The sequence below is a fragment of the Agrococcus jenensis genome, assembly GCF_003752465.1.
GTDB lineage: Bacteria > Actinomycetota > Actinomycetes > Actinomycetales > Microbacteriaceae > Agrococcus > Agrococcus jenensis.
The window spans coordinates 2667478-2688185 of sequence record NZ_RKHJ01000001.1; the positions used below are offsets into that span (position 1 = coordinate 2667478).

18 protein-coding genes are annotated in these 20708 nt (G+C 72.8%); 6 read left to right on the forward strand and 12 right to left on the reverse strand.

The annotated features are described in order from the left end of the window. Window positions 1-52 precede the first annotated feature (52 nt). The gene (locus EDD26_RS13105) at window positions 53-922 is read left to right on the forward strand and encodes a DUF4870 domain-containing protein (protein ID WP_123698114.1); all 870 of its coding nucleotides are present in this window, start codon (window positions 53-55) and stop codon (window positions 920-922) included. 9 nt (window positions 923-931) lie between these two features. Here EDD26_RS13105 and hemW read toward each other — a convergent pair whose 3' ends face one another. The 3 genes from hemW to lepA are packed head-to-tail and all read right to left on the reverse strand — an operon-like array spanning window position 932 to window position 4657. Then, window positions 932-2137 carry a radical SAM family heme chaperone HemW gene (gene hemW, locus EDD26_RS13110; RefSeq protein ID WP_123698115.1) on the reverse strand — a complete coding sequence of 402 codons (1206 nt, stop codon included), beginning with the start codon at window positions 2135-2137 and terminating at the stop codon, window positions 932-934. A gap of 2 nt (window positions 2138-2139) precedes the next feature. Further along, window positions 2140-2775, reverse strand: a complete 636-nt coding sequence (locus tag EDD26_RS13115; RefSeq protein ID WP_123698116.1) for a DUF1990 domain-containing protein — start codon at window positions 2773-2775, stop codon at window positions 2140-2142. Window positions 2776-2806: 31 nt separating this feature from the next. After that, complete coding sequence (lepA, locus tag EDD26_RS13120) at window positions 2807-4657, reverse strand: translation elongation factor 4 (RefSeq protein WP_123698117.1); 1851 nt, start codon at window positions 4655-4657, stop codon at window positions 2807-2809. Window positions 4658-4909: 252 nt separating this feature from the next. Here lepA and rpsT point away from each other — a divergent pair, with 252 nt between their 5' ends. Beyond that, window positions 4910-5170, forward strand: a complete 261-nt coding sequence (rpsT, locus tag EDD26_RS13125) for a 30S ribosomal protein S20 (protein WP_123698118.1) — start codon at window positions 4910-4912, stop codon at window positions 5168-5170. A 564-nt stretch (window positions 5171-5734) separates the two neighbouring features. Here the strand turns inward: rpsT and EDD26_RS13130 are convergent. The 4 genes from EDD26_RS13130 to speB are packed head-to-tail and all read right to left on the reverse strand — an operon-like array spanning window position 5735 to window position 9238. Next, a complete protein-coding gene (locus EDD26_RS13130; protein ID WP_123698119.1) occupies window positions 5735-6388 on the reverse strand; it encodes a cyclase family protein in 654 nt (217 codons plus the stop codon). Continuing rightward, entirely contained in the window at window positions 6378-7757 is a 1380-nt protein-coding gene (locus EDD26_RS13135; RefSeq protein ID WP_123698120.1) for a purine-cytosine permease family protein, read from the reverse strand. The genes EDD26_RS13130 and EDD26_RS13135 overlap by 11 nt, the downstream gene beginning before the upstream one ends. A 54-nt stretch (window positions 7758-7811) precedes the next feature. Further along, complete coding sequence (locus EDD26_RS13140) at window positions 7812-8237, reverse strand: nuclear transport factor 2 family protein (RefSeq protein ID WP_170165638.1); 426 nt, start codon at window positions 8235-8237, stop codon at window positions 7812-7814. Further along, on the reverse strand, window positions 8234-9238 hold the full coding sequence (gene speB / locus EDD26_RS13145) for an agmatinase (protein ID WP_123698121.1): 1005 nt from the start codon (window positions 9236-9238) through the stop codon (window positions 8234-8236). The genes EDD26_RS13140 and speB overlap by 4 nt, the downstream gene beginning before the upstream one ends. A 96-nt stretch (window positions 9239-9334) precedes the next feature. Between speB and EDD26_RS13150 the strand changes: the two genes are divergently transcribed. Next, window positions 9335-9919: a helix-turn-helix domain-containing protein gene (locus EDD26_RS13150; RefSeq protein WP_123698122.1), complete on the forward strand. Its 585-nt coding sequence runs from the start codon at window positions 9335-9337 to the stop codon at window positions 9917-9919. 152 nt (window positions 9920-10071) lie between these two features. Here the strand turns inward: EDD26_RS13150 and holA are convergent, their stop codons facing one another. From holA to leuS, 4 genes are all read right to left on the reverse strand, one after another. Next, the gene (gene holA / locus EDD26_RS13155) at window positions 10072-11058 is read right to left on the reverse strand and encodes a DNA polymerase III subunit delta (protein ID WP_123698123.1); all 987 of its coding nucleotides are present in this window, start codon (window positions 11056-11058) and stop codon (window positions 10072-10074) included. 9 nt (window positions 11059-11067) lie between these two features. Further along, a complete protein-coding gene (locus EDD26_RS13160) occupies window positions 11068-13299 on the reverse strand; it encodes a ComEC/Rec2 family competence protein (protein ID WP_123698124.1) in 2232 nt (743 codons plus the stop codon). Window positions 13300-13417: 118 nt separating this feature from the next. Next, window positions 13418-14005: a ComEA family DNA-binding protein gene (locus EDD26_RS13165; RefSeq protein WP_123698125.1), complete on the reverse strand. Its 588-nt coding sequence runs from the start codon at window positions 14003-14005 to the stop codon at window positions 13418-13420. A gap of 235 nt (window positions 14006-14240) precedes the next feature. Then, on the reverse strand, window positions 14241-16784 hold the full coding sequence (leuS, locus tag EDD26_RS13170; RefSeq protein WP_245989918.1) for a leucine--tRNA ligase: 2544 nt from the start codon (window positions 16782-16784) through the stop codon (window positions 14241-14243). Window positions 16785-16923: 139 nt separating this feature from the next. Between leuS and EDD26_RS13175 the strand changes: the two genes are divergently transcribed. From EDD26_RS13175 to EDD26_RS13185, 3 genes are all read left to right on the forward strand, one after another. Beyond that, complete coding sequence (locus EDD26_RS13175; protein WP_123698602.1) at window positions 16924-17394, forward strand: SRPBCC domain-containing protein; 471 nt, start codon at window positions 16924-16926, stop codon at window positions 17392-17394. Window positions 17395-17557: 163 nt separating this feature from the next. Beyond that, the gene (locus tag EDD26_RS14775) at window positions 17558-18523 is read left to right on the forward strand and encodes an SRPBCC domain-containing protein (protein WP_170165640.1); all 966 of its coding nucleotides are present in this window, start codon (window positions 17558-17560) and stop codon (window positions 18521-18523) included. Beyond that, window positions 18520-18879 carry an ArsR/SmtB family transcription factor gene (locus EDD26_RS13185; RefSeq protein WP_342769315.1) on the forward strand — a complete coding sequence of 120 codons (360 nt, stop codon included), beginning with the start codon at window positions 18520-18522 and terminating at the stop codon, window positions 18877-18879. Before EDD26_RS14775 ends, EDD26_RS13185 begins: the two co-directional genes overlap by 4 nt. Window positions 18880-19384: 505 nt before the next feature. Here the strand turns inward: EDD26_RS13185 and EDD26_RS13190 are convergent. Further along, window positions 19385-20701 (reverse strand): anthranilate synthase component I family protein, encoded by a 1317-nt coding sequence (locus EDD26_RS13190; protein ID WP_123698127.1) that lies wholly within the window; start codon window positions 20699-20701, stop codon window positions 19385-19387. Window positions 20702-20708: the final 7 nt, after the last annotated feature.

The window sequence follows — 20708 nt, forward strand, 5'->3', positions numbered from 1 at the left end:
CAATGGGCCCGCGACGCCCCGCGCTCCGCGAGGCCGACACGAAAGGCATGCCATGACCGATCCCAACGCTCCCCGCGGGGAGCAGCCCGTTCCCCCGGAGCACCCGGAGGGCTTCGACGTCACCCATGAGCAGCACGCCGCCCCGAGCGCTCCTGCGGCGCCCGCGCCCGGCGTGGGCCAGCCCGCGCAGTCCTTCTCCTCCCCCGCTGAGGTGCCCGGACCGCCCGCGTTCGGCGGCGCCCCGCAGGCCGGCCAGGAGTGGCAGCAGGGCCAGCAGGCATCCGGCGGCGCATCGGCCGCCCCCCGCCCCGGCGAGCAGCCCTTCGGCGGTGCCGGCTCGAGCGCCCCGCAGTACGGCCAGGGCCAGTCAGGGCAGGGCCAGTACGGGCAGGGCCAGTTCGGCCAGGGTCAGCCGGGGCAGCCTGGTCAGCCTCCCTACGGCCAGCCGCAGTACGGCCAGCCGCAGTCGGGCCAGCAGTACGGCGGCCCGCAGCAGTACGGCCAGCAGCCGCAGTACGGCGCCCCCGGGCAGCCGCAGTACGCGGCCGCCGCGCCGATGTCGCCCGTCGACGAGAAGAACGCCGGCATGTGGGGTCATCTCTCCGGCCTCTCGACGATCGTCACCGGTGGCTACGGCGGCTGGGTCGGGCCGCTCATCGTCTACATGATCTACAAGGACCGGAGCGCGTTCGCGAGGCAGGAGTCGAAGGAGGCGCTGAACTTCGGCATCCTCATGACGATCGTCACCGTCGGACTGCTCGTCGTCGGCACCATCCTGAGCTTCGTCGGGATCGGCTTCATCCTGCTCATCCTCTGGTGGGTGCCGGGCCTGCTCCAGGTGATCTTCTCGATCGTCGGCGCCATGCGCGTCAACAGCGGCGGCTCGTACCGCTACCCGTTCAACTGGCGGCTCGTGAAGTAGGCCGCAGCCTCAGGGCAGCAGCCGCCGCACCACCGCGTCGGCCAGGAGCCGCCCTCGCAGCGTCGGGACCACCCGGCCGGCGAGGGCGGCTCCTCCGTCGATGAGCTCGTCGGCGATGAGGCCCGCGACCTCGCGGCGCCCCTCCGGCTCGAGCATCGAGATCGGCAGGCCGTCGACGATGCGCGACTCGAGCAGCACCCGCTCGACGCGGCGCGTCTCGTCGTCGAGCACCTCGCGCGCGAGCGCGGGCGAGGCGCCGGCGAGCAGCCGGTCGCGGTAGGCGGCCGGATGCTTGACGTTCCACCAGCGCACGCCGCCGACGTGGCTGTGCGCGCCGGGCCCGAAGCCCCACCAGTCCTGGCCGCGCCAGTAGGCGAGGTTGTGGCGGGCGACGCGGTCGCCGCGCGCCCAGTTCGACACCTCGTACCACTCGAACCCGGCGGCGCCGAGCGTCGCATCCGCCGCCTCGTACATCGCGGCCTGCAGGTCGTCGTCGGGCGCGGTGAGCTCGCCCTTGCGGATGCGGCGGGCGAGCGCGGTGCCGTCCTCGACGATGAGCGCGTAGGCCGAGATGTGGTCCGGCTCCATCGCGACGGCCGCGTCGAGCGACCGCTGCCAGTCGTCGAGCGACTCCCCCGGCGCCCCGTAGATGAGGTCGACGGAGACCTCGAGGCCGGCGTCGCGCGCCCAGCCGACGACGAGCGGCACGCGCTCGGGGTCGTGGGTGCGGTCGAGCGCCGCGAGCACGTGCGGCACGGCCGACTGCATCCCGAACGAGACGCGCGTGACGCCGCCCGCGCGCAGCTGCGCGAGGCCGCCTGCGTCGATCGAGTCGGGGTTCGCCTCGACCGAGACCTCCGCATCCGGGGCGAGCCCGAAGGCATCCCGCACGCCCGCGAGCATGGTCAGCAGGTCGCCCGCCGGCAGCAGCGTGGGCGTGCCGCCGCCGAAGAAGACCGTCTGCGCCGGTCGCAGCGGGCCGAGCTCGGCGAGCGAGGCCGCGGCGAGCGCGATCTCGGCGGCGACGTCGTCCGGGTAGCCGGCGCGCGTCGCACCGCGAAGCTCATCGGCCGTGTAGGTGTTGAAGTCGCAGTAGCCGCACCGCACCGAGCAGAACGGCACGTGCAGGTAGACGCCGAACGGGCCGTCGACGGCGGTGCCCAGCGGCAGCCGCCCGTCCGTCGGCGCGGCCTCGCCCTCCGGCAGCCGCCCCATCGTCAGCGGACGTCGATCGAGCGCAGCACGTCCATGAACCGGTCGTGGTAGCGGCGCCGGAGCGCCCGCGCGAACGGGGTGCCGAGCCGGGCCCACAAGGCGTCCTGCCGGACGATCGCCCGGAAGTGCAGGAAGACGGTCTCGTCCTCGGCGATCTCGACGGTGAAGCGCTCCTCGCCGGCGAGCGGGTGGCCCTCGAGCGAGCCGACGATGACGACGTGGGTGCTCGGCTCCTCCTCGACCGCGATCACGCGCATCGGGGCATGGATCTGCATGCCGGCGACGCGGATGCGCTGGTCGACCGAGTCGCCCGGCTGCAGGAACGGCTCGCCGTCGGGGCCGAAGTCCTGCTGCGGCTCGATGCTCGCCGCGCGCGTCGCCTCGGTGCCGTCGAAGCCCACAGGCCGGTAGACGGTGCCCTCCTCGGTGCCGACGACGTCGACCTCGATGCCCGAGAGCCGCTGGATCTTCCAGGTGCGGAGCGCGGCGACGGCCGCGTCGTAGCGCGGTCGGCCGTGCCCGATGCGGGCGCGCTTCTGCACGACCTCGAAGCCCTTCGGCGGGAACCGGTGGAAGTCGAAGTGCGCGGTGGCGCCCACGGCGCCGTAGTTCGTCGAGCGCTCGCCGATCGGCTTCACAGTGCTGTCCTCCTCGCGTGGGCTGCCGCCGTCACTTGGCGTCCTTCTTCGTCTCGCCGGTCGAGAGCGCGGCGATGAACGCCTCCTGGGGGACCTCGACGCGACCGACCATCTTCATGCGCTTCTTGCCCTCCTTCTGCTTCTCGAGCAGCTTGCGCTTGCGGGTGATGTCGCCGCCGTAGCACTTCGCGAGCACGTCCTTGCGGATGGCCCGGATCGTCTCGCGCGCGATGATCCGTGCGCCGATCGCGGCCTGGATCGGCACCTCGAACTGCTGGCGCGGGATGAGCTCGCGCAGCTTGCCCGCCATGAGCACGCCGTAGGCGTAGGCCTTGTCGCGGTGCACGATCGCGCTGAACGCGTCGACCTGCTCGCCCTGCAGCAGGATGTCGACCTTGACGAGGTCGCCCTCCTCCTCGCCGTCGACCTCGTAGTCGAGCGAGGCGTAGCCCTGCGTGCGCGACTTCAGCTGGTCGAAGAAGTCGAAGACGATCTCGCCGAGCGGGATCCGGTAGCGCAGCTCGACGCGGTCCTCCGAGAGGTACTCCATGCCGCCGAGCGTGCCGCGGCGCGTCTGGCAGAGCTCCATGATCGCGCCGACGTAGTCCTTCGGCGCGAGGATCGTCGCGCGCACCATCGGCTCGACGACCGACAGGATCTTCCCCTCGGGGAACTCGCTCGGGTTCGTGACCACGTGCGTCTGCCGGTCCTCGGTCTGCACCTGGTACGGCACGCTCGGGGCGGTCGCGATGAGGTCGAGGCCGAACTCGCGCTCCAGCCGCTCCGAGATGATCTCGAGGTGCAGCAGGCCCAGGAAGCCGCAGCGGAACCCGAAGCCCAGCGCGACGGAGGTCTCGGGCTCGTAGACGAGCGCGGCATCCGACAGCTTGAGCTTGTCGAGCGACTCGCGCAGCACCGGGTAGTCGCTGCCGTCGATCGGGTAGAGCCCCGAGAAGACCATCGGCTTCGGGTCGGCGTAGCCCTTGAGCGGCGTCGTGGCGGGCGACTTCACGGTCGTGACGGTGTCGCCGACCTTCGACAGGCGCACATCCTTGACGCCCGTGATGAGGTAGCCGACCTCGCCGACGCCGAGGCCCTTCGAGGGGAGCGGCTCGGGGCTCGAGACGCCCACCTCGAGCGCCTCGTGCTTCGAGCCGGTCGACATCATCACGACCTGTTCGCGCGGGCGCAGCGTGCCGTCGACCATGCGCACGTAGGTGACGACGCCGCGGTAGGCGTCGTAGACCGAGTCGAAGATCATCGCGCGGGCGGGGCCGTCGACATCACCCGTGGGCGCGGGGACGGTGCGCACGACGCGGTCGAGCAGCGCGTCGACGCCCATGCCGGTCTTGCCGCTCACGCGCAGCACGTCGTCGGGGTCGCCGCCGATCAGGCGCGCGATCTCGGCGGCGTACTTCTCGGGGTCGGCGGCCGGCAGATCGATCTTGTTGAGCACCGGGATGATCTCGAGGTCGTTGTCCATCGCCAGGTACAGGTTGGCGAGGGTCTGCGCCTCGATGCCCTGGGCCGCGTCGACGAGCAGGATCGCGCCCTCGCACGCGGCGAGGGATCGCGAGACCTCGTACGTGAAGTCGACGTGGCCGGGGGTGTCGATCATGTTGAGGGCGAACGTCTCACCGTCCAGCTCCCACGGCATCCGCACGGCCTGCGACTTGATCGTGATGCCGCGCTCGCGCTCGATGTCCATGCGGTCGAGGTACTGCGCGCGCATCGAGCGGTCGTCGACGACGCCGGTGAGCTGCAGCATGCGGTCCGCGAGCGTCGACTTGCCGTGGTCGATGTGGGCGATGATGCAGAAGTTGCGGATCTTCGCCGGATCGGTGGAGGCTGGCTCGAGTGCCTTGGTCGCTCGGGGGCTCACGGGTCCTTCTCGTCGGCTGGGGATCGCCGCGCCGCTGCGGTCGCGGTCAAGCGGTGCAGGGGTGCGGTGCGGAAGCGTCCATTCTCCCACAGCGGAGGGGCGGGGCCGCGTTGCGCCCGGCCACCGCGCGCTGGTAGAGTCATTCGCTGGCTTCCCCTTCTTCTGCGCGCCCGTCGCGCGAGGGCGGGTCGCGGCGGCTCAGGCGAGCAGAAGCCGCCGCCAACCACTCTTCGAATCAGAACAGGACACCACGTGGCGAACATCAAGTCGCAGATCAAGCGCATCCTCACCAACGAGAAGGCGACGCTCCGCAACCGCGCCGTCAAGAGCGAGCTCAAGACCGCCGTGCGCGAGGCCCGCAAGGCCATCGCCGCCGGCGACAAGGCCGTCGCGCAGGAGAAGGTCGCGATCGCCGGCCGCAAGCTCGACAAGGCCGTGTCGAAGGGTGTCATCCACCGCAACCAGGCCGCGAACCGCAAGTCGTCGATCACGAAGGCTGCCGCGTCGCTCTGAGCTGACCGCTGCACGAAGGGGACCCCGAGGGGGTCCCCTTCGTCGTTGCTGCGCGCGGGCGGGGTCGTCGCTGCGCGCGGGCGGGTGGAACCTCCTGCACCCGAGTGGTCACCCCCGCGCCTGAGTGGTCATTCGCGCGCCTGAGCGGTCACTCCCGCACCTGAGCGGTCACTCCCGCCAATGAGCGGTCACTCCCGCACCTGAGCGGTCACTCCCGCACCTGAGCGGTCACTCCCGCATCTGAGCGGTCACTCCCGCACCTGAGCGGTCACTCCCGGGCGCGAGAGGTCACTGGCGCCCACGAGCGGCGCATCGGGGACGGCATCGTCCGGCGACCGCGCATGCGTTTCCACCTCCCGGATGCGGAACGCACGCACCGCCCACGCAACTCACCCTGCAAACTCTCGGTTCACGTGCCGGAGTGACCACTGACTTCCCGCAGTGACCGCTCACCTCCCAGGGTGACCGCTCACCGGCCGCAGTGACCACTCACCCACCGCAGCGACCACTCACGTGCCGGAGTGACCACTCACGTGCCGCAGTGACCACTCAGGCGCACGGCGGTCAGTCGAGGAACGCGACCGCTCGGACCGGAGCGCCGTCGCCGGCGAGGCGCAGCGGGAAGAAGCCGACGCGCACGCGGTCGGGCACGGCATCCAGGTTGGCCACGTTCTCGACGATGAGCCGGCCGCTCCCGAGCACGGCGTCGTGGACCGGGAACGCCGCTCCCCCGGCCGTCGCGTCCGGGCTCAGCGTGTCGACGCCGAGCACGCGCATGCCGCGCCGCAGCAGCTCCTCGGCGGCTTCGGCGGCGAGCGCCGGATGCCGCGTGCGCCGCTCATCGTCGAACCAGCGCGCCCAGCCGGTGTCGATGAGCACGATCGGCGGCAGCTGCGCCGGCAGCGAGCCGTGCGCCTCGAGCCGGTCCCAGTCGTAGACCTCACCCTCGGCGAGCCCCGGCACCCGCAGCACGACCGCGTCGCCGACGAGCTCGTCGAGCCCGACGTCGGCCATCGTCCGGCCGCCCCGCACCGTGTGCGACGGCGCGTCGACGTGCGTGCCGGTGTGGGAGCCCATCCGGATGCCCGCGACGTCGACCCCGTCGGCGTCGACGGTGAGCGCCGGACCGATCGACACCCCCGGGTCGCCGGGATACACCGGCATGCCGTCGCGAATGGGGTGGCTCAGGTCGACGAGCCTCGAGGCGTCAGCGGGCATCCGACGAAGCATCCGCCAGGTGCCGGGCGGGCGCCGGCGCGACCTTGCCGCGGAACGGCAGCGAGAGCGCCAGGTAGATGACGAACGTCGCGATGAACGCCGGCACGGTCGCGCCGATCGGCAGCGGCCAGACGTACGCCCACACGTAGGCGAGCGTCGCGCCGATCGTCCACGAGACGACCGCGACCCAGTTGACGCCCGCCCAGTACCAGTAGCGGCCGCCCGTCGGACGCAGGATGTCGGCGTCGTAGGAGCGGCGCTGCAGCAGGTAGTAGTCGACGATCATGATCGCGAAGACGGGCGCGAAGAGCGCGCTGATCGTGACGAGGAAGGTCGTGAACTGCGCGAGCAGGCCGAAGAACGTCGAGCCGATGATCGAGATGGCCCCGAGCACGAGCGCGCTGGCGAGGAACGGCACCTTGCGGCCGGGCAGGGCGTTGATCACCGAGGTCACCATGCCGTAGACGACCATCGTGTTCGTCGCCATCACCGAGAGGAAGATCGCCACCGCGAACAGCACCCCGAAGGCGTCGATGATCGTGACCGGGTCGAACGCGACGACCTCGCCGCCGCTCAGCGCGACGTAGCCGATCGCGGTCGCGCCGAGCGCCATCGAGATGATGGTCGAGAGCGTGTAGCCGATGCCCGAGCCGATGACGCCGGCACGCGTCGTCCGTGCGAAGCGGTTGAAGTCGGCCGAGAGCACGGTCCACGAGATGGCGGTCGCGAGCACGACGTCGAAGACCAGCCCCGGCGTGTAGAACGCCTCCGGGTTGCTGGGGATCGCGGCGAAGTCGGCGGGCGCGAAGGTCGTGAACGACGCGATGAAGATGTAGGCGGCGATCGCGAGGATGACCGCGGCGAACCACGGCTCGACGCGCGCGACGCCCGCGTGGCCGAAGATCGCGAGCACGACGACGATCGTCTGGCACAGCACGGCGAAGATCACCGGGTTCGAGAAGCCCGTGATCGAGGCGACGATGAAGTCGAGCGAGATGCCGGCGAGCATCGCCTGCACCCAGCTCCAGCCCATGAGGATGATCACGTTCGCGGCGAGCGGCAGCAGGCTGCCGCGGGTGCCGAACGGGCCGCGGGTGAGCGCCATGGTCGGCAGTCCGGTGCGGGTACCGATCGCGCCGATGAGCACGAGCACGGCAGCGCCGACGACCGTGCCGCCGACGATGAGCCCGAGCACGAGGCCGTACGGCACGTCGGGCACGAAGAGCGTGCCGGTCAGCAGCGTCGTGACGACGAGATTGGCTGCGAGCCAGATCATGAGCATCCGGCCGGACGAGTACGTGCCGCGCACGGGGCCGGCGTCGTCAGAGCTCGCCTCCAGTCGGCGTTCGAGGCGGGAGTAGAGCGACATGGGACTCCTTCGGCGGATGTCGTCAGGTGCGCGGCGTGCGCGGGTCGTGCAGGGTCAGGCGGGGGTGGGCTCGGTGAGGGGCGAGAGGTGCTCGTGCACGGCGACGAGGCGGTCGCCGTCGAGCGCGAACACGATCGACTCGCTCTCGCGGTAGGCGGAGGGCCCGTCCGTGGTCTCGACGGCGGTGTCGACGGTGTGCGTGAAGACGGCGCCGCCGGGCCAGACCTGCACGAGGCGGTCGGTCGACGTGCAGGATGCGACGCGCCAGCCGCTGTCGACCCATCCGCCCCACAACCGCTCGTACGCGGCGCGGTCGTCGAGCCGGGCGGGCTCGGTGTGGAAGATGAACGTCGCGTCGGGCGAGAAGCCCGCGAAGTAGCGCTCGCCGTCGGTCGCCGCGAAGGCGTCGATGATCGCGTCGGCCGCGGCCTCGACCGCTGCTCGGTCGGGCGTGCGCAGGCCCTGCTCCTCGGCCGTCATGCTCGTGCCTCCCTCGGCGCCATCGCGCTCAGCAGCTCGTAGACGACGTGGCTCGCGGCGATCGCCGTGAGCTGCGCGTGGTCGTACGCGGGGGCGACCTCGACGACGTCGGCGCCGACGATCCGGAGGTCGGAGAGGGCGCGCAGGATGCGCAGCAGCTCACGGCTCGTGAGCCCGCCCGCCTCGGGCGTGCCGGTGCCGGGAGCGTGCGCGGGGTCGAGCACGTCGATGTCGATCGAGATGTAGAGCGGGGCGGTGCCGACGCGCGCACGGATGCGGTCGATCGCCGTCGCGACGCCGTGCTCCTCGACGAACTCGCTCGTGACGACCGCGAAGCCGAGCCGCTCGTCGTCCTCGAGGTCGCCCTTGTCATAGAGGGGGCCGCGGGTGCCGACGTGCATGCTCGCGGTGAGGTCGATGAGGCCCTCCTCCGACGCGCGGCGGAACGGCGTGCCGTGCGTGATGGGCGCGCCGAAGTAGGTGTCCCAGGTGTCGAGGTGCGCGTCGAAGTGCAGCACCGCGACGGGGCCGTGCTCGGCGTGCACCGCGCGCAGCAGCGGCAGCGCGATCGTGTGGTCGCCGCCGATGACGACGAGCCGGTCGGCGCTCCGCCGCAGCTCGAGCGCACCGGCCTCGATCTCGGCGACCGCGGCCGTGAGGTCGAAGGGGTTGGCGACGAGGTCGCCGGCGTCGGCGACCTGCTGCGAGGCGAACGGGAAGACGTCCTGCGCGGGGTTGTAGGGCCGCAGCAGGCGGGATGCCTCACGCACGTGCGCCGGGCCGAAGCGGGCGCCCGGGCGGTAGCTCACGCCGCTGTCGAACGGCACGCCGGCGATCGCGATGTCGGCGCGGCCGACCTCGTCGAGCCGCGGCAGGCGGGCGAACGTGGCGATGCCGGCGAAGCGCGGCACGATGCTCGCGTCGACGGGGCCGCGCGGCGTCGGATGGCTCTCGACGGCGCCGTCCGCTGCCACTCGATCCTGCTCCTGCGGGAGTTGCATATTTGACAACCTTCGATACTCTGGACGCAACGATTGCCCACAAGGTACGCCTCACGCACGGACGCGTCAAGCGGGCCCGCGCGACCAGGAGCATCCATGCGCTCGATCCACCCCGCCGCCGACGAGGGCGCGACCCCGATCGGGGCGAAGCTGCGCGCCGCGCGCACCGCGCAGGGCATGTCGCTGAGCCAGGTCGCGACGACGACGGGCCTCTCGAAGGGGTTCCTCAGCCGGGTCGAGCGCGACGAGACGTCGCCGAGCGTCGCCACGCTCGTGCAGCTGTGCCAGGTGCTCTCCCTGCCCGTCGGCGCGCTGTTCGTCGAGCCGGAGGTGCAGCTCGTCACGTGGGACGAGGCGCCGCCGATCAACCTGGGCGGCTTCGGCGCCGACGAGCGCATGCTGTCGCCGCGTGGGCAGGAGCGCGTGCAGCTGCTGCGCTCGGAGCTCGAGCCCGACGCGCACGGCGGCAGCGACCTCTACACGATCAACTGCGACGTCGAGGTGCTGCACGTCGTGAGCGGCTCCGTCTCGGTGCGCTTCGCCGACCGTACGGTGACCGTCGACGCCGGGGCGGCGCTCACCCTGCCGGGCCGCGAGCCGCACACCTGGCGGGTGGAGGGCGGCGAGCCTGCCGTCGTGCTCTGGACGATCGTGCCGGCGCCGTGGAGCGGCTCGGCCTGAGCCGCGCCCACGCTCCCGCGTCGCGAAGGGGCGGTTCCGGTACCGATCTGCGGGTGCGCAGCCCCGCCACCCGCAGATCGGTACCTGAGATCGGTACCGGAGGCACGACGACGACCGCTTGCTGTCTTCGCCGCAGCGCGAGGGCGCTCGGATCAGGCGGTGCGCGCCGCGAGCTGGCGCACGAGCCGCTCGACGGAGTGGCCGGGGCTGCGCTCGGCACCCTTGACCGCCGCATCCGCGGTGGCGATCGCCTCGATCGCGTCGCACAGCGACGCATCCGTGAACGACCGCAGGTCGCGGCGCGCGTTGCCGACCTGCCAGTCCTGCATGCCGAGCTGCCGCGCGGCCTGCGAGTCGGAGCCACCGGCTCCCGAGACCTTCGCGAGCTGGCGATAGCGCATCGCGAACGCCGCGACGATCGGCACAGGGTCGGCGCCGGTCGCGATCGCCTGCCGCAGGGTGACGAGCGCGCGGGCGACATCTCCGGCGACGACCGCGTCGACGACCGCGAACGCCGTCGTCTCGACGCGCCCCGCGTAGTAGGTGCGCACGACCTGCTCGGTGACCTCGCCCTCGGTGTCGAGGGCGACCTGGCGGATGGCGTTCGCGAGCTCGGAGACGTCGGAGGCGAAGGCGTCGACGAGGGCCGCGATCGCCCCGGGTGTCGCCTCGCGCTCGAGCAGGCGCAGCTCGGTGCGCGCGAACGGCACCATGTCGCCGCGCTTGAGCGGCTGGCAGACGACCTCGATCGCGCCGGGCGTCTGCCGGATGGCGTCGAGCATCTTCTTGCCGCGCACGGTCGAGCCGTCGTGCCGGATGACGAGGGTCGTGCCGTCGACCGGCTGCGCCAGGTATCGGAGCACGTCGGCGATGAACGCATCGGTCGCCTTGACGCCGTTGGCGACCCGCACGAGCCGCGGCTCGTCGAAGAGCGAGGGGCTCGCGATGAGCTCGAGCGCCCCGTCGCTGTACTGGCCGGCGTCGACGTCGTGCACCTCGAGCTCTGGGTCCTCGAGCAGCAGCAGCGCGCGGAGGCGCTGCAGCGCGCGGTCGGCGAGGAACGACTCCTTGCCGAAGACCAGCACGACGGGTGCGGGCGACACCTGCTCCCAGCTGATCTTGGGGATGCTCGCGGCCATGCGATCAGCCTACGGCGGGCCGCCGACGCGCTCGGACCACACGCGGACGCCGTCGTCGTCGACGGCGAGGGCGATCGTGCCGAGCTCGTCGGTGCCCAGCGGCGCTCCCCCGGTCTCGCGCACGAGCTGCAGCGCCGCATCCGCCGGGTGCCCGTAGTCGTTCGGGCCGACGCCGATGAGCCCGACGGCCGCGCCGAGCCGGCGGTAGAGCGCTGGCAGCTGGTCGGCCGAGCCGTGGTGCGCGACCACGATCACGGAGGCCGGACCCGGCACTCCAGCGCGCAGCAGTCGCGACTGCGCGTCGGCGCTGAGGTCGCCCAGCACGACGAGCTCGAGCGCGCCTTCCCCGTCCTCTGCGCCGGCCGCATCCGGGACGTCGATCGCGACGGCGACGCTCGCGTCGTTGCCCGGCTCGTCGTCGCCCGTCGGCCAGAGCGCGTCGACGCGCAGCTCGCCGAGCATCCAGGCGTCGCCGCGGCGCGCCTCCTGCGCCGTCGCGCCCGCGGCGACGAGCTCGGCCACGAGCGGCGCGGCGCGCTCGTCGACCGGGCCATGCACGAGCGTGCCGATGCGCCCGGCGAGCGCCGGCGCCCCTCCCGCGTGGTCGACGTCGAAGTGCGTCAGCACGAGCAGCTCGATGCGGCCGACCCCGAGCATCCGCAGGCACCGGTCGATCGGCTCCGCCTCGCGGCCCGCGTCGATGAGCACCGTGGCGCCGGCGTGCCGCACGACGGTCGCGCTCCCCTGCCCGACGTCGCACTGCGCGATCGTCCAGTCGGCGAGCGACCCGAGCCGCACGGCCGGCCACGCCGCGACGCCCGCCGCGACGAGACCGACGGCCGAGGCGACCGCCACGCCTCGCATGACGTGCCGACGCGCATGCCCGAGCACGACCGCGGCGAGCATGACGGATGCGGCGACGACGCCCCAGGGCGCAGCGGGCCACGCGGTCTGCGAGGCCGGCAGCTGCTGCGCGAGCATCGCGACCTGCGCGATCCACGCGGCGGGCAGCCACGCGATCCACGCGAGGGCCGCCGCGACGCCCGTCACGAGCGGCGCTGCGACGCACGCCGCGAGCCCGAGCACCGTCGCGAGCGGCGCGGCGGGGCCCGCGAGCAGGTTGGCGAGCACCGCGACGAGGCTCACGCTGGCGTCGAGCGCGACGAGCACCGGCATGCACCAGAGCTGTGCGGCTGCCGGCACGGCGATGAGCGCAGCGACCGGCATCGGGAGCACGCGCCCGAGCACGATCGCGATGGGACGCGCGTGCACGATGAGGCCGCAGGTCGCGAGCACCGAGAGCGCGAACCCGGCGCTCGTCGCGAGGTGGGGCTGCGCGGCGAGCGCGAGCAGCACAGCGAGGGCGAGCAGCGCGAGCGCACCAACGCGGCGGCCAGTGATGAGGCCGATCAAGGCGATGCCGGCCATCGTGCCGGCGCGCACGACCGACGGCTCCGGCGTCACCAGCAGCACGAAGCCGGCCAGCGCGCCCGCGGCGATCGCGACCCGCACCCCCCGTCGGGCGCCGAGCGCGGCAGCGGCGTGGAAGGCGGCGCCGACGACGATGACGCAGTTCGCCCCTGAGACGGCGGTGAGGTGGCTCAGCCCCGCGCCGAGCATCGCGGCCTCGAGCGCAGGCCCGATCCGCCGCTCGTCACCGATCGCGAGCCCCGGCAGGAGCTGGCCGCCAGCGCCCGGCAGCTGCGCCGACGCGGTGAGCAGGCCGTCGCGCAGCGGGGACGCCCATGCCGCCCACGCCGCAGGCTCCGCGACATCGAGCCGTGCGCAGGCGAGCAGCCACCGCGATCCGTCGAGCCACGCGTCGCACGCGCCTAGCGCGGTCGCGCCGATCGCGAGCGGGGCATCCGCGCGCAGCAGCAGCGCGCTCGGCGGGATGGAAGCGGCGGCTGCTCCGTCGCAACCGGTGACGAGCACCTCGGCAGGCGTCGATGCGCCGAGCACCAGCAGCGACACGGTGTCGCACGCGTCGAGCGGCACCGAGGTCGCCGAGGCGGCGCCGGCGAGCAACGGCACCGCGAGGCCGGCGCCGACGGCGGCGGTGCTCAGCGCTGCCGCGACGTGGTCGTGCCGAGCGGCTGCGCCGCGTGCGCCGAGCAGGCAGGCGCCGGCCACGAGGGCGCAGCCGGCTGCGGCGGGACCCAGCATCGCCACGTGCGGGCTGAGCGCAGCGAGCACCGCCCATGCGAGGGCGACCGGCAGGGCGAGCCGGAGGTCGCGCATCAGTAGCTGCTCATGATCAGTGCCTGCTCATGGTCGGTGGGTGCGCATGATCGGTGGGTGCGCATGATCGGTGGGTGCGCATGATCGGTGGGTCCGCATGATCGGTGGGCGCGCATCCTCACAGCGTCACAAGCGGGGTCAGCGCCGCGAGCAGCGCTGGGCCGATGCCCGGCACGTCGTCGAGCTGTGCGACGTCGGTGAAGGGACCCTGCTCGTCGCGGTGGGCGATGATCGCGAGCGCGAGCGTGGGGCCGACGCGCGGCAGCGTCTCGAGTGCGGCCTGATCGGACTGGTTGAGCGAGACGAGTGCGCCCTGTTCGGGAGACGCGGCGGCTGCCTCCGCCTGCTCCCCCTCGGTCGGCACGAGCAGCTGCTCGCCGTCGACGACCGGCCGCGCGAGGTTCAGCGCACCGGGCGCGGCCTCCGCGCTCGTGCCGCCGGCACGGGCGATCGCGTCGAGCACGCGCGAGCCGGCCGGCAACCGGTAGACGCCCGGATGCGCGACCGCCCCCTGCACGTCGACGACGACCTCCGCCGGCCCCGTCGAGGCGGTCGCGACCGGCGTGGCGGCGACGACCGCGGGCTGGGCGTCGGCGACCATCCGCTGCACGACGCCGCCCGCGACGGCACCGAGCACGAGCACGACCGCAGCGCCCGCGCCGAGCCGCCAGCGCGCATCCGCAGCGCGCTCACCCTCACCGGCCATTCCCGCACGGTAGGGCCGGCCGGCCTGCGGGCGAGCGCGCCGCGGTCAGCCCTGTGGATGCAGGGCTGACGGCGCGCGCGGTGCTCCGGTGGAGGCAGCCCGGGCGGGCACGCCCGATCGGGCTGAGCCGTGCGCCGACCCCGATGGGGTGCTGGCGACGCGCTCAGCCCGATCGATGGCGCGGTGGTCTCGACTCGCGCGGCTTCGCCGTGCGGCTCGACCAGCAGGGAAGGCGCTACCCGACGACGAAGTTCACGAGCCGCGGCGCCCGCACGATCGCCTGCCGCACGGTCGCGTCACCGATCGAGCGTGCGACGCCCGGCAGCTCGCGCGCGAGCCGCTCGAGCTCGTCACCGGCGACGTCCGCCGCCACCTCGATGCGGTCGCGCACCTTGCCGTTGACCTGCACCACCGCGGTGACGGTCTGCTCGACGAGCAGCGAGCGGTCGGCCTTCCGCCAGCCGGCGTTCGCGATCGACGGCTCGAAGCCCAGGTTCGCCCACATCTCCTCGGCCGTGTACGGCGCGAAGAGCGACAGACCGAGCGCGATCGTCTCGACCGCCTCGCGCACCGCGGGGTCGGCGGCGCCGGCACCCGTGTCGACCGTCTTCCGCGCGGCGTTCGTCAGCTCCATGAGGCGAGCGACGACCACGTTGAACTTCAGCGCCTCGATGAGCCCCGGGGCATCCGCGAGGAACCGGTGCGTCTCGCGGCGCAGCGCGCGGTCGCCCGGCTTCGGGTCGGTGCTCGGCTTCGCGAGCGACTCCTTCGAGAGCCGCCACGCGCGCGCCAGGAACTTCTGCGCGCCGGTCGGGCTGACGTCCTTCCAGTCGATGTCGTCCTCGGGCGGGCCGGCGAAGCTCATCGCGAGCCGCACGGCGTCGACGCCGTACTGCTCGAGCTCCTCCGAGAGCGTGACGAGGTTGCCCTTCGACTTCGACATCTTCGCGCCGTCGAGGATGACCATGCCCTGGTTGAGCAGCGACTCGAAGGGCTCCGTGAACGGCACGTGGCCGAGGTCGAAGAGCACCTTCGTGATGAAGCGCGCGTAGAGCAGGTGCAGGATCGCGTGCTCGACGCCGCCGACGTAGCGGTCGACGGGCGCCCAGCGCTCGACCTGCGCGCGGTCGAACGGCTGCGTGTCGTCGTTCGGGCTCAGGAACCGCAGGTAGTACCAGGACGAGTCGACGAACGTGTCCATGGTGTCGGCGTCGCGGCGCGCGGGGCTGCCGTCGATCGGCGACGGCACGTTGACCCAGTCCTCGGCGGCGCCGAGCGGGCTCGTGCCCTTCGGCGTCAGGTCGAGACCGGCGGTGTCGGGCAGCGTGACGGGCAGCTGCTCGAGCGGCACCGGCACCTCCTGGCCGTCGGCGGTGTGGATGATCGGGATGGGCGTGCCCCAGTAGCGCTGCCGGCTCACGAGCCAGTCGCGCAGGCGGAACGACTTCGCGGCGCGGCCGACGCCCTTCGCCTCGAGCATCTGCACCATGCGGCCGATCGCGTGCTGCTTCGACATGCCGTCGAGGTCGCCCGAGTTCACCATCCGGCCGTCGCCGGTGAGCGCCTCGCCGGTCGCCTTCGGGTCGAGCGGCTCGAAGCCCTCGGGCTCGATCGCGTTGCCCTCGTCGTCGATCGGGATCATCGGCATGACGCCCGTGACGGCTGCGTTCGTGTCGACGACCACCTTGACCGGCAGGTCGAAGGCGCGCGCGAAGTCGAGGTCGCGCTGGTCGTGCGCGGGCACGGCCATGACCGCGCCGTGGCCGTAGTCGGCCAGCACGTAGTCGGCGGTCCAGATCGGCAGGCGCTCCCCCGTCAGCGGGTGGATCGCGAAGCGGCCCAGGTCGACGCCCGTCTTCGTGCGCTCGGCGTTCTGGCGGTCGATCTCGGTCATGCGACCGACGTCCTCCAGGTACGCCTGGAACCGCATCCGCACCTCCGGCGACGCACCCGAGGCGAGCTCGGCGGCCAGGTCGGAGTCGGGCGCGACGACCATGAAGGTCGCGCCGTAGAGGGTGTCGGGGCGCGTCGTGAAGACCGGCACGCGGCTGTGGTGGCCCTCGATCTCGAACTCGACTTCGGCGCCGACCGAGCGGCCGATCCAGTTGCGCTGCATGCGCAGCACCTTGTCGGGCCAGCGGCCCTCGAGCTGGTTGAGGTCGTCGAGCAGGCGGTCCGCGTAGTCGGTGATCTTGAAGTACCACTGCGTGAGCTTCTTCTTGACCACGGGCGTGCCGCAGCGCTCGCACGCGCCGGCGACGACCTGCTCGTTCGCGAGCACCGTCTGGTCCTTCGGGCACCAGTTGACGTTCGACGGCTTCCGGTAGGCGAGACCCGCCTTGTAGAGCTCGAGGAACAGCCACTGGTTCCACTTGTAGTACGCCGGGTCGGACGTGTGCAGGATGCGGTCCCAGTCGAACGCGGTCGCGTACTGCCGCATCGAGCGCTTGTGCTGCTCGATGTTGTCGGCCGTCCAGGCCTTCGGGTCGATCCCGCGCTGGATCGCCGCGTTCTCGGCGGGCAGTCCGAACGAGTCCCAGCCGATCGGGTGCAGCACGTTGAAGCCCTGCTGGCGCCAGTAGCGCGCGAGCACATCGCCGTACGCGTACGACTCCGCGTGCCCCATGTGGAGGTCGCCCGAGGGGTACGGGAACATGTCGAGCACGTACTTGCGCGGCCGTGCGTCGGTCTCGTCGTCGGTCGCGAAGGGGCGGATGCGGTCCCACACCGGCAGCCAGCGCTGCTGGATGCGGGCGAAGTCGTAGGTCTCGTCGGTCACAGATGCTCCTGGGTGTCGTCGGCCGGAGGCGGCACGACGGCTTCCCAGTCTACGGCGAGCCAGGCAGAGCCCCGCATGGCATGATCGAGACCGTTCCCGCGGCCACCACGGCCGCCGGGGTGGCGGAAGGGAGTCGTCGGTGCCGGAGTTCGAGAACCCGCCAGCGACGGTCGACGTGCCCGCCTCGCGCGTGACGCGCATCGTCGCGATCGACGCTCCTCGGAGCGCCGTCTGGCGCTGCCTCACGGAGCCCGACCTGCTCGCGCGCTGGCTCGGCGACATCGCCGCGTTCCCGGATGGTGTGGTCGCGGGCGCGACCGGACGCTTCGCCTGGACCGGCGAGGTGGTGCTCGCCGCGCGCATCCTCGAGGTCGACGCCGAGGAGCGCTTCGTCTTCGACTGGGCGGAGGGCATCCTGTCCGGCCGCGCGTCGACGGTCGAGATCGGCCTGCGCGACATCGACGGCTCGACGCAGCTGCACCTGGTCGAGCACGGCTTCCCGCTCGAGGGCGACGACGCCACGCGGCGCGAGGCGCTGCGCGCGCTCGCGGCAGGCTGGACGGTCGAGCTCGACGAGCTCGTCGACCTCGCGGAGTCGCTCGTCCGCTGACGCCTCCCCGTCACCGAGCTTCCCCGAACTGCGGGATTCGCGGCCGAGATCCCGGAGTTCGGGGAAGGTCGACGCCCCACTCGCGCGATGTGCAACCCGAGGGTTGCGTCCGCTCAGGCCTAGGCATAGCGTCTCCTGCAACCGAACGATTGCAGGAGGGGTCATGGACGACGCAGTGCGGAGCGAGCGGCAGCAGGGCGGCAGGCACGAAGCCGAGGCCGTCATCGACGAGGGCGCGACGCGCGTCACCCGGACGATCGAGGTGCGGGCGCCGATCGAGGTGGTCTGGGAGTCGCTCACGGATCCGCGCGAGATCGCCGAGTGGTTCGGCGACAGCGCGGAGTTCCCCGACGGCACCGGTGCCGGCGCGGTCGGCAGCTTCGGCTGGAGCGACCACGGCTCGTTCCCCGCCGTCGTCGAGCGCTCGGAGCGGCCGCACGTCTGGGCGTTCCGCTGGGGGCGGCCCGGCGAGGAGCTGCGTGACGACAACAGCACGCTCGCGACCTTCACGCTCGAGCCGCTCGACGCCGGGACGCGGCTCACGGTCGTCGAGACCGGCTTCGAGCGGCTCGGCGACGCCGCAGCGGCGCGCGCCGCGATGCGCGACAACCAGCACGGCTGGACGCACGAGCTCGATGAGCTCGTGGCACTCCTCGCCCGCCGCTGGACACCCGCGACCGTAGACGGGCTCGCCGGCACGATCACGCGTGTGCTCGACATCCCCGCGCCGCGCTCGCGCGTCTGGCGTCACCTCACCGATCCCGCGTCGATCGAGCTGTGGTGGGGGCATCCGGCCGTGTTCCCCGGCGGCCTCCGCGAGGGCGTCACGGGCACCTTCGAGCACGAGGGGCAGCGATGGCCCGTCGCCATCCGCGTGCTGCGCCCCGAGCAGACGTTCGCGTTCCGGTGGGGTGAGTTCGGCGAAGCCGAGCCTGGCCCGGGCGCGTGCGACGTGCGCTTCGACCTCGACGAGCTCGAGCATGGCGGCACGCGAGTGACGGTGGTCGAGTCGGGGTGGATGCGCGTGCCCGACGAGGAGCGCGACGAGCGGATCCGCGGCAACGCGGGCGGGTGGGAGCAGGTGCTCGACGGCCTGCGGGCGCACGTGCTGGGCGCGGTCGCGCCGTGAGCGGCGCACCCGGAGCACCGACGCGGGAGCTCGCAGCCATGCAGCTCGCGGCGCTCGCCGACGACACCCGATGGGCGATCCTCGAGCTGCTCGGGAGCGAGCCGCGGTCGGCGAGCGACCTCGCGCGCGAGCTGCCGGTCTCGCGGCAGGCGATCGCGAAGCACCTCGCGGTGCTCGAGGCCGCCGGGCTCGTCGATGCCGAGCGCGACGGCCGCGCGCTGCGCTACCGCGCGATCGGCGCGAGCCTCAGCGCGCTGGCCGACCGGCTGGACGCGATCGGCCGGCAGTGGGAGTCGCGGCTCGACCGGATCGCGCGGATCGCGGAGGCACGGGCGGGCTCTGCTCCCGCGGAGTAACGGTGTGATCTCGATGGGCGGCCGGCTCAGCCTCTCGCTCGTCGAGTAGCAGCGCCGGAGGCGCCGCGTAGCGAGATGAATCTCCTGCGTGGGCGTGATCTCGATACGCGGCCGGCTCCGCCGGCTGCTCCTCGATCAGCACATCTTGCTCGTCGAGTAGCAGCGCCGAAGGCGCCGCGCATCGAGACGACAGTCCCTCGCGACCTGATCTCGATACGCGGCCGGCTCCGACGGCTGCTACTCGATCAGCGGTACTTGCTCGTCGAGTAGCTGCGCCGGAGGCGCCGCGTATCGAGACGACGTGATCTCGATACGCGGCCGGCTTCGCCGGCTGCTACTCGATCGGCGGTACTTGCTCGTCGAGTAGCTGCGCCGGAGGCGCCGCGTATCGAGACGGCATGATCTCGATACGCGGCCGGCTTCGCCGGCTGCTACTCGATCAGCGGGTGGGGGCCCACTTCGGCGGCTGGTACTCGATCATCGGGGTTGGCCGGCTGCTCCTCGATCAGCGAGAGGGGGCGGCTGGGACGAGGGCCGCGAGCAGGGCCGCCGCCTTCACGTGCAGCTCGTCGACCTCGAAGGCAGCCTCCGAGAGGGCGGTGACGCCGCCGCCGACGCCGATGTGCGCGCCGTGCGCATCGGCCACGACGCTCCGGATCACCATCGCGAGCTGGCACGTCTCCCCCGCGACGAGCCCGAAGCATCCGGCGTACACGCCCCGCGGCGCACCCTCGAGCTCCTGCAGCAGCTGCACCGTGCGGCGCTTGGGCGCTCCCGTCATCGAGCCGGCGGGGAAGAGCGCGCGCACGGCGTCGAGCGGGCCGAGCCCAGGCAGCAGCCGGCCCTGCACGGTCGACACGAGCTGGTGCACGGTCGGGAACGTCTCGACGCCGAGCAGGCTCGTCACGTCGACGGTCCCGGGCGCGCACACCCGCTGCAGGTCGTTGCGGCACAGGTCGACGATCATGACGTTCTCGGCGCGCTCCTTCTCGCTGTCGAACAGCTCGCGCGCGAGGGCCGCGTCGTCCTCCGCCCCGCGGCGGCGCGTGCCCTTGATCGGCCGGGTCGTCGCGACGCCGTCCTGCACGCGCAGGAACGTCTCGGGGCTCGCGCTCGAGACGGTGACGCCCGCGATGCGCAGCAGCCCGCCGTGGTGCACGGGGCTCGCCGACCGCAGCCGCGCATGGGTCGCGATCGGGTCGATCGGCGGCGCCTCGATCGCGGTGGTGAGGCACAGCACGTAGGAGTCGCCCTCGCGGATGTGCTCGCGGCACCGCTCGACCTTCGCCGCGTAGGCGGCGTCCTCGTCCCGCCAGCGGAGCGCGCTCGGCTCGACCCGCGCCATGGGCGGCAGCGCCGGCGTCGACAGCGCCGGCACAGGCCCGTCCGGCAGCGACCACGGCAGCCCGTCGCGCGACTGCAGCTGCGCCTGCCCGCCCTCGACGACGACCCAGCGGTCGAGCAGCAGCCACGCCGCCTCCGGGAAGCGGCTCTCGACGGGCTGGAGCCCGAGCATCCGCACGCCCGCCTCGAAGCCGAGCCAGCCGACCCACGCACCCGGCAGCTCGGCGCGCGCCGCCTCGAGCGCGGCGACCGCGTCGCCCGGGATCGGCCGTCCGTCGAGGCTCGCGCAGCCCCCGCGCACGACCAGCACGTGCGCGCCGACGCCGATGATGTGCGCGCCCTCCGAGGAGGAGTCGAGCCAGACGACGTCGGTCGAGGCGGCCTCGAGCGCGGCGAACGCAGCCTCGGGCGTCGTCGTCACAGGCTGCGTCCAGCGCGCCCCGAGGTGCGGCAGGAGTGCCGCAGGGGTCGCTGGCATAGGGTCG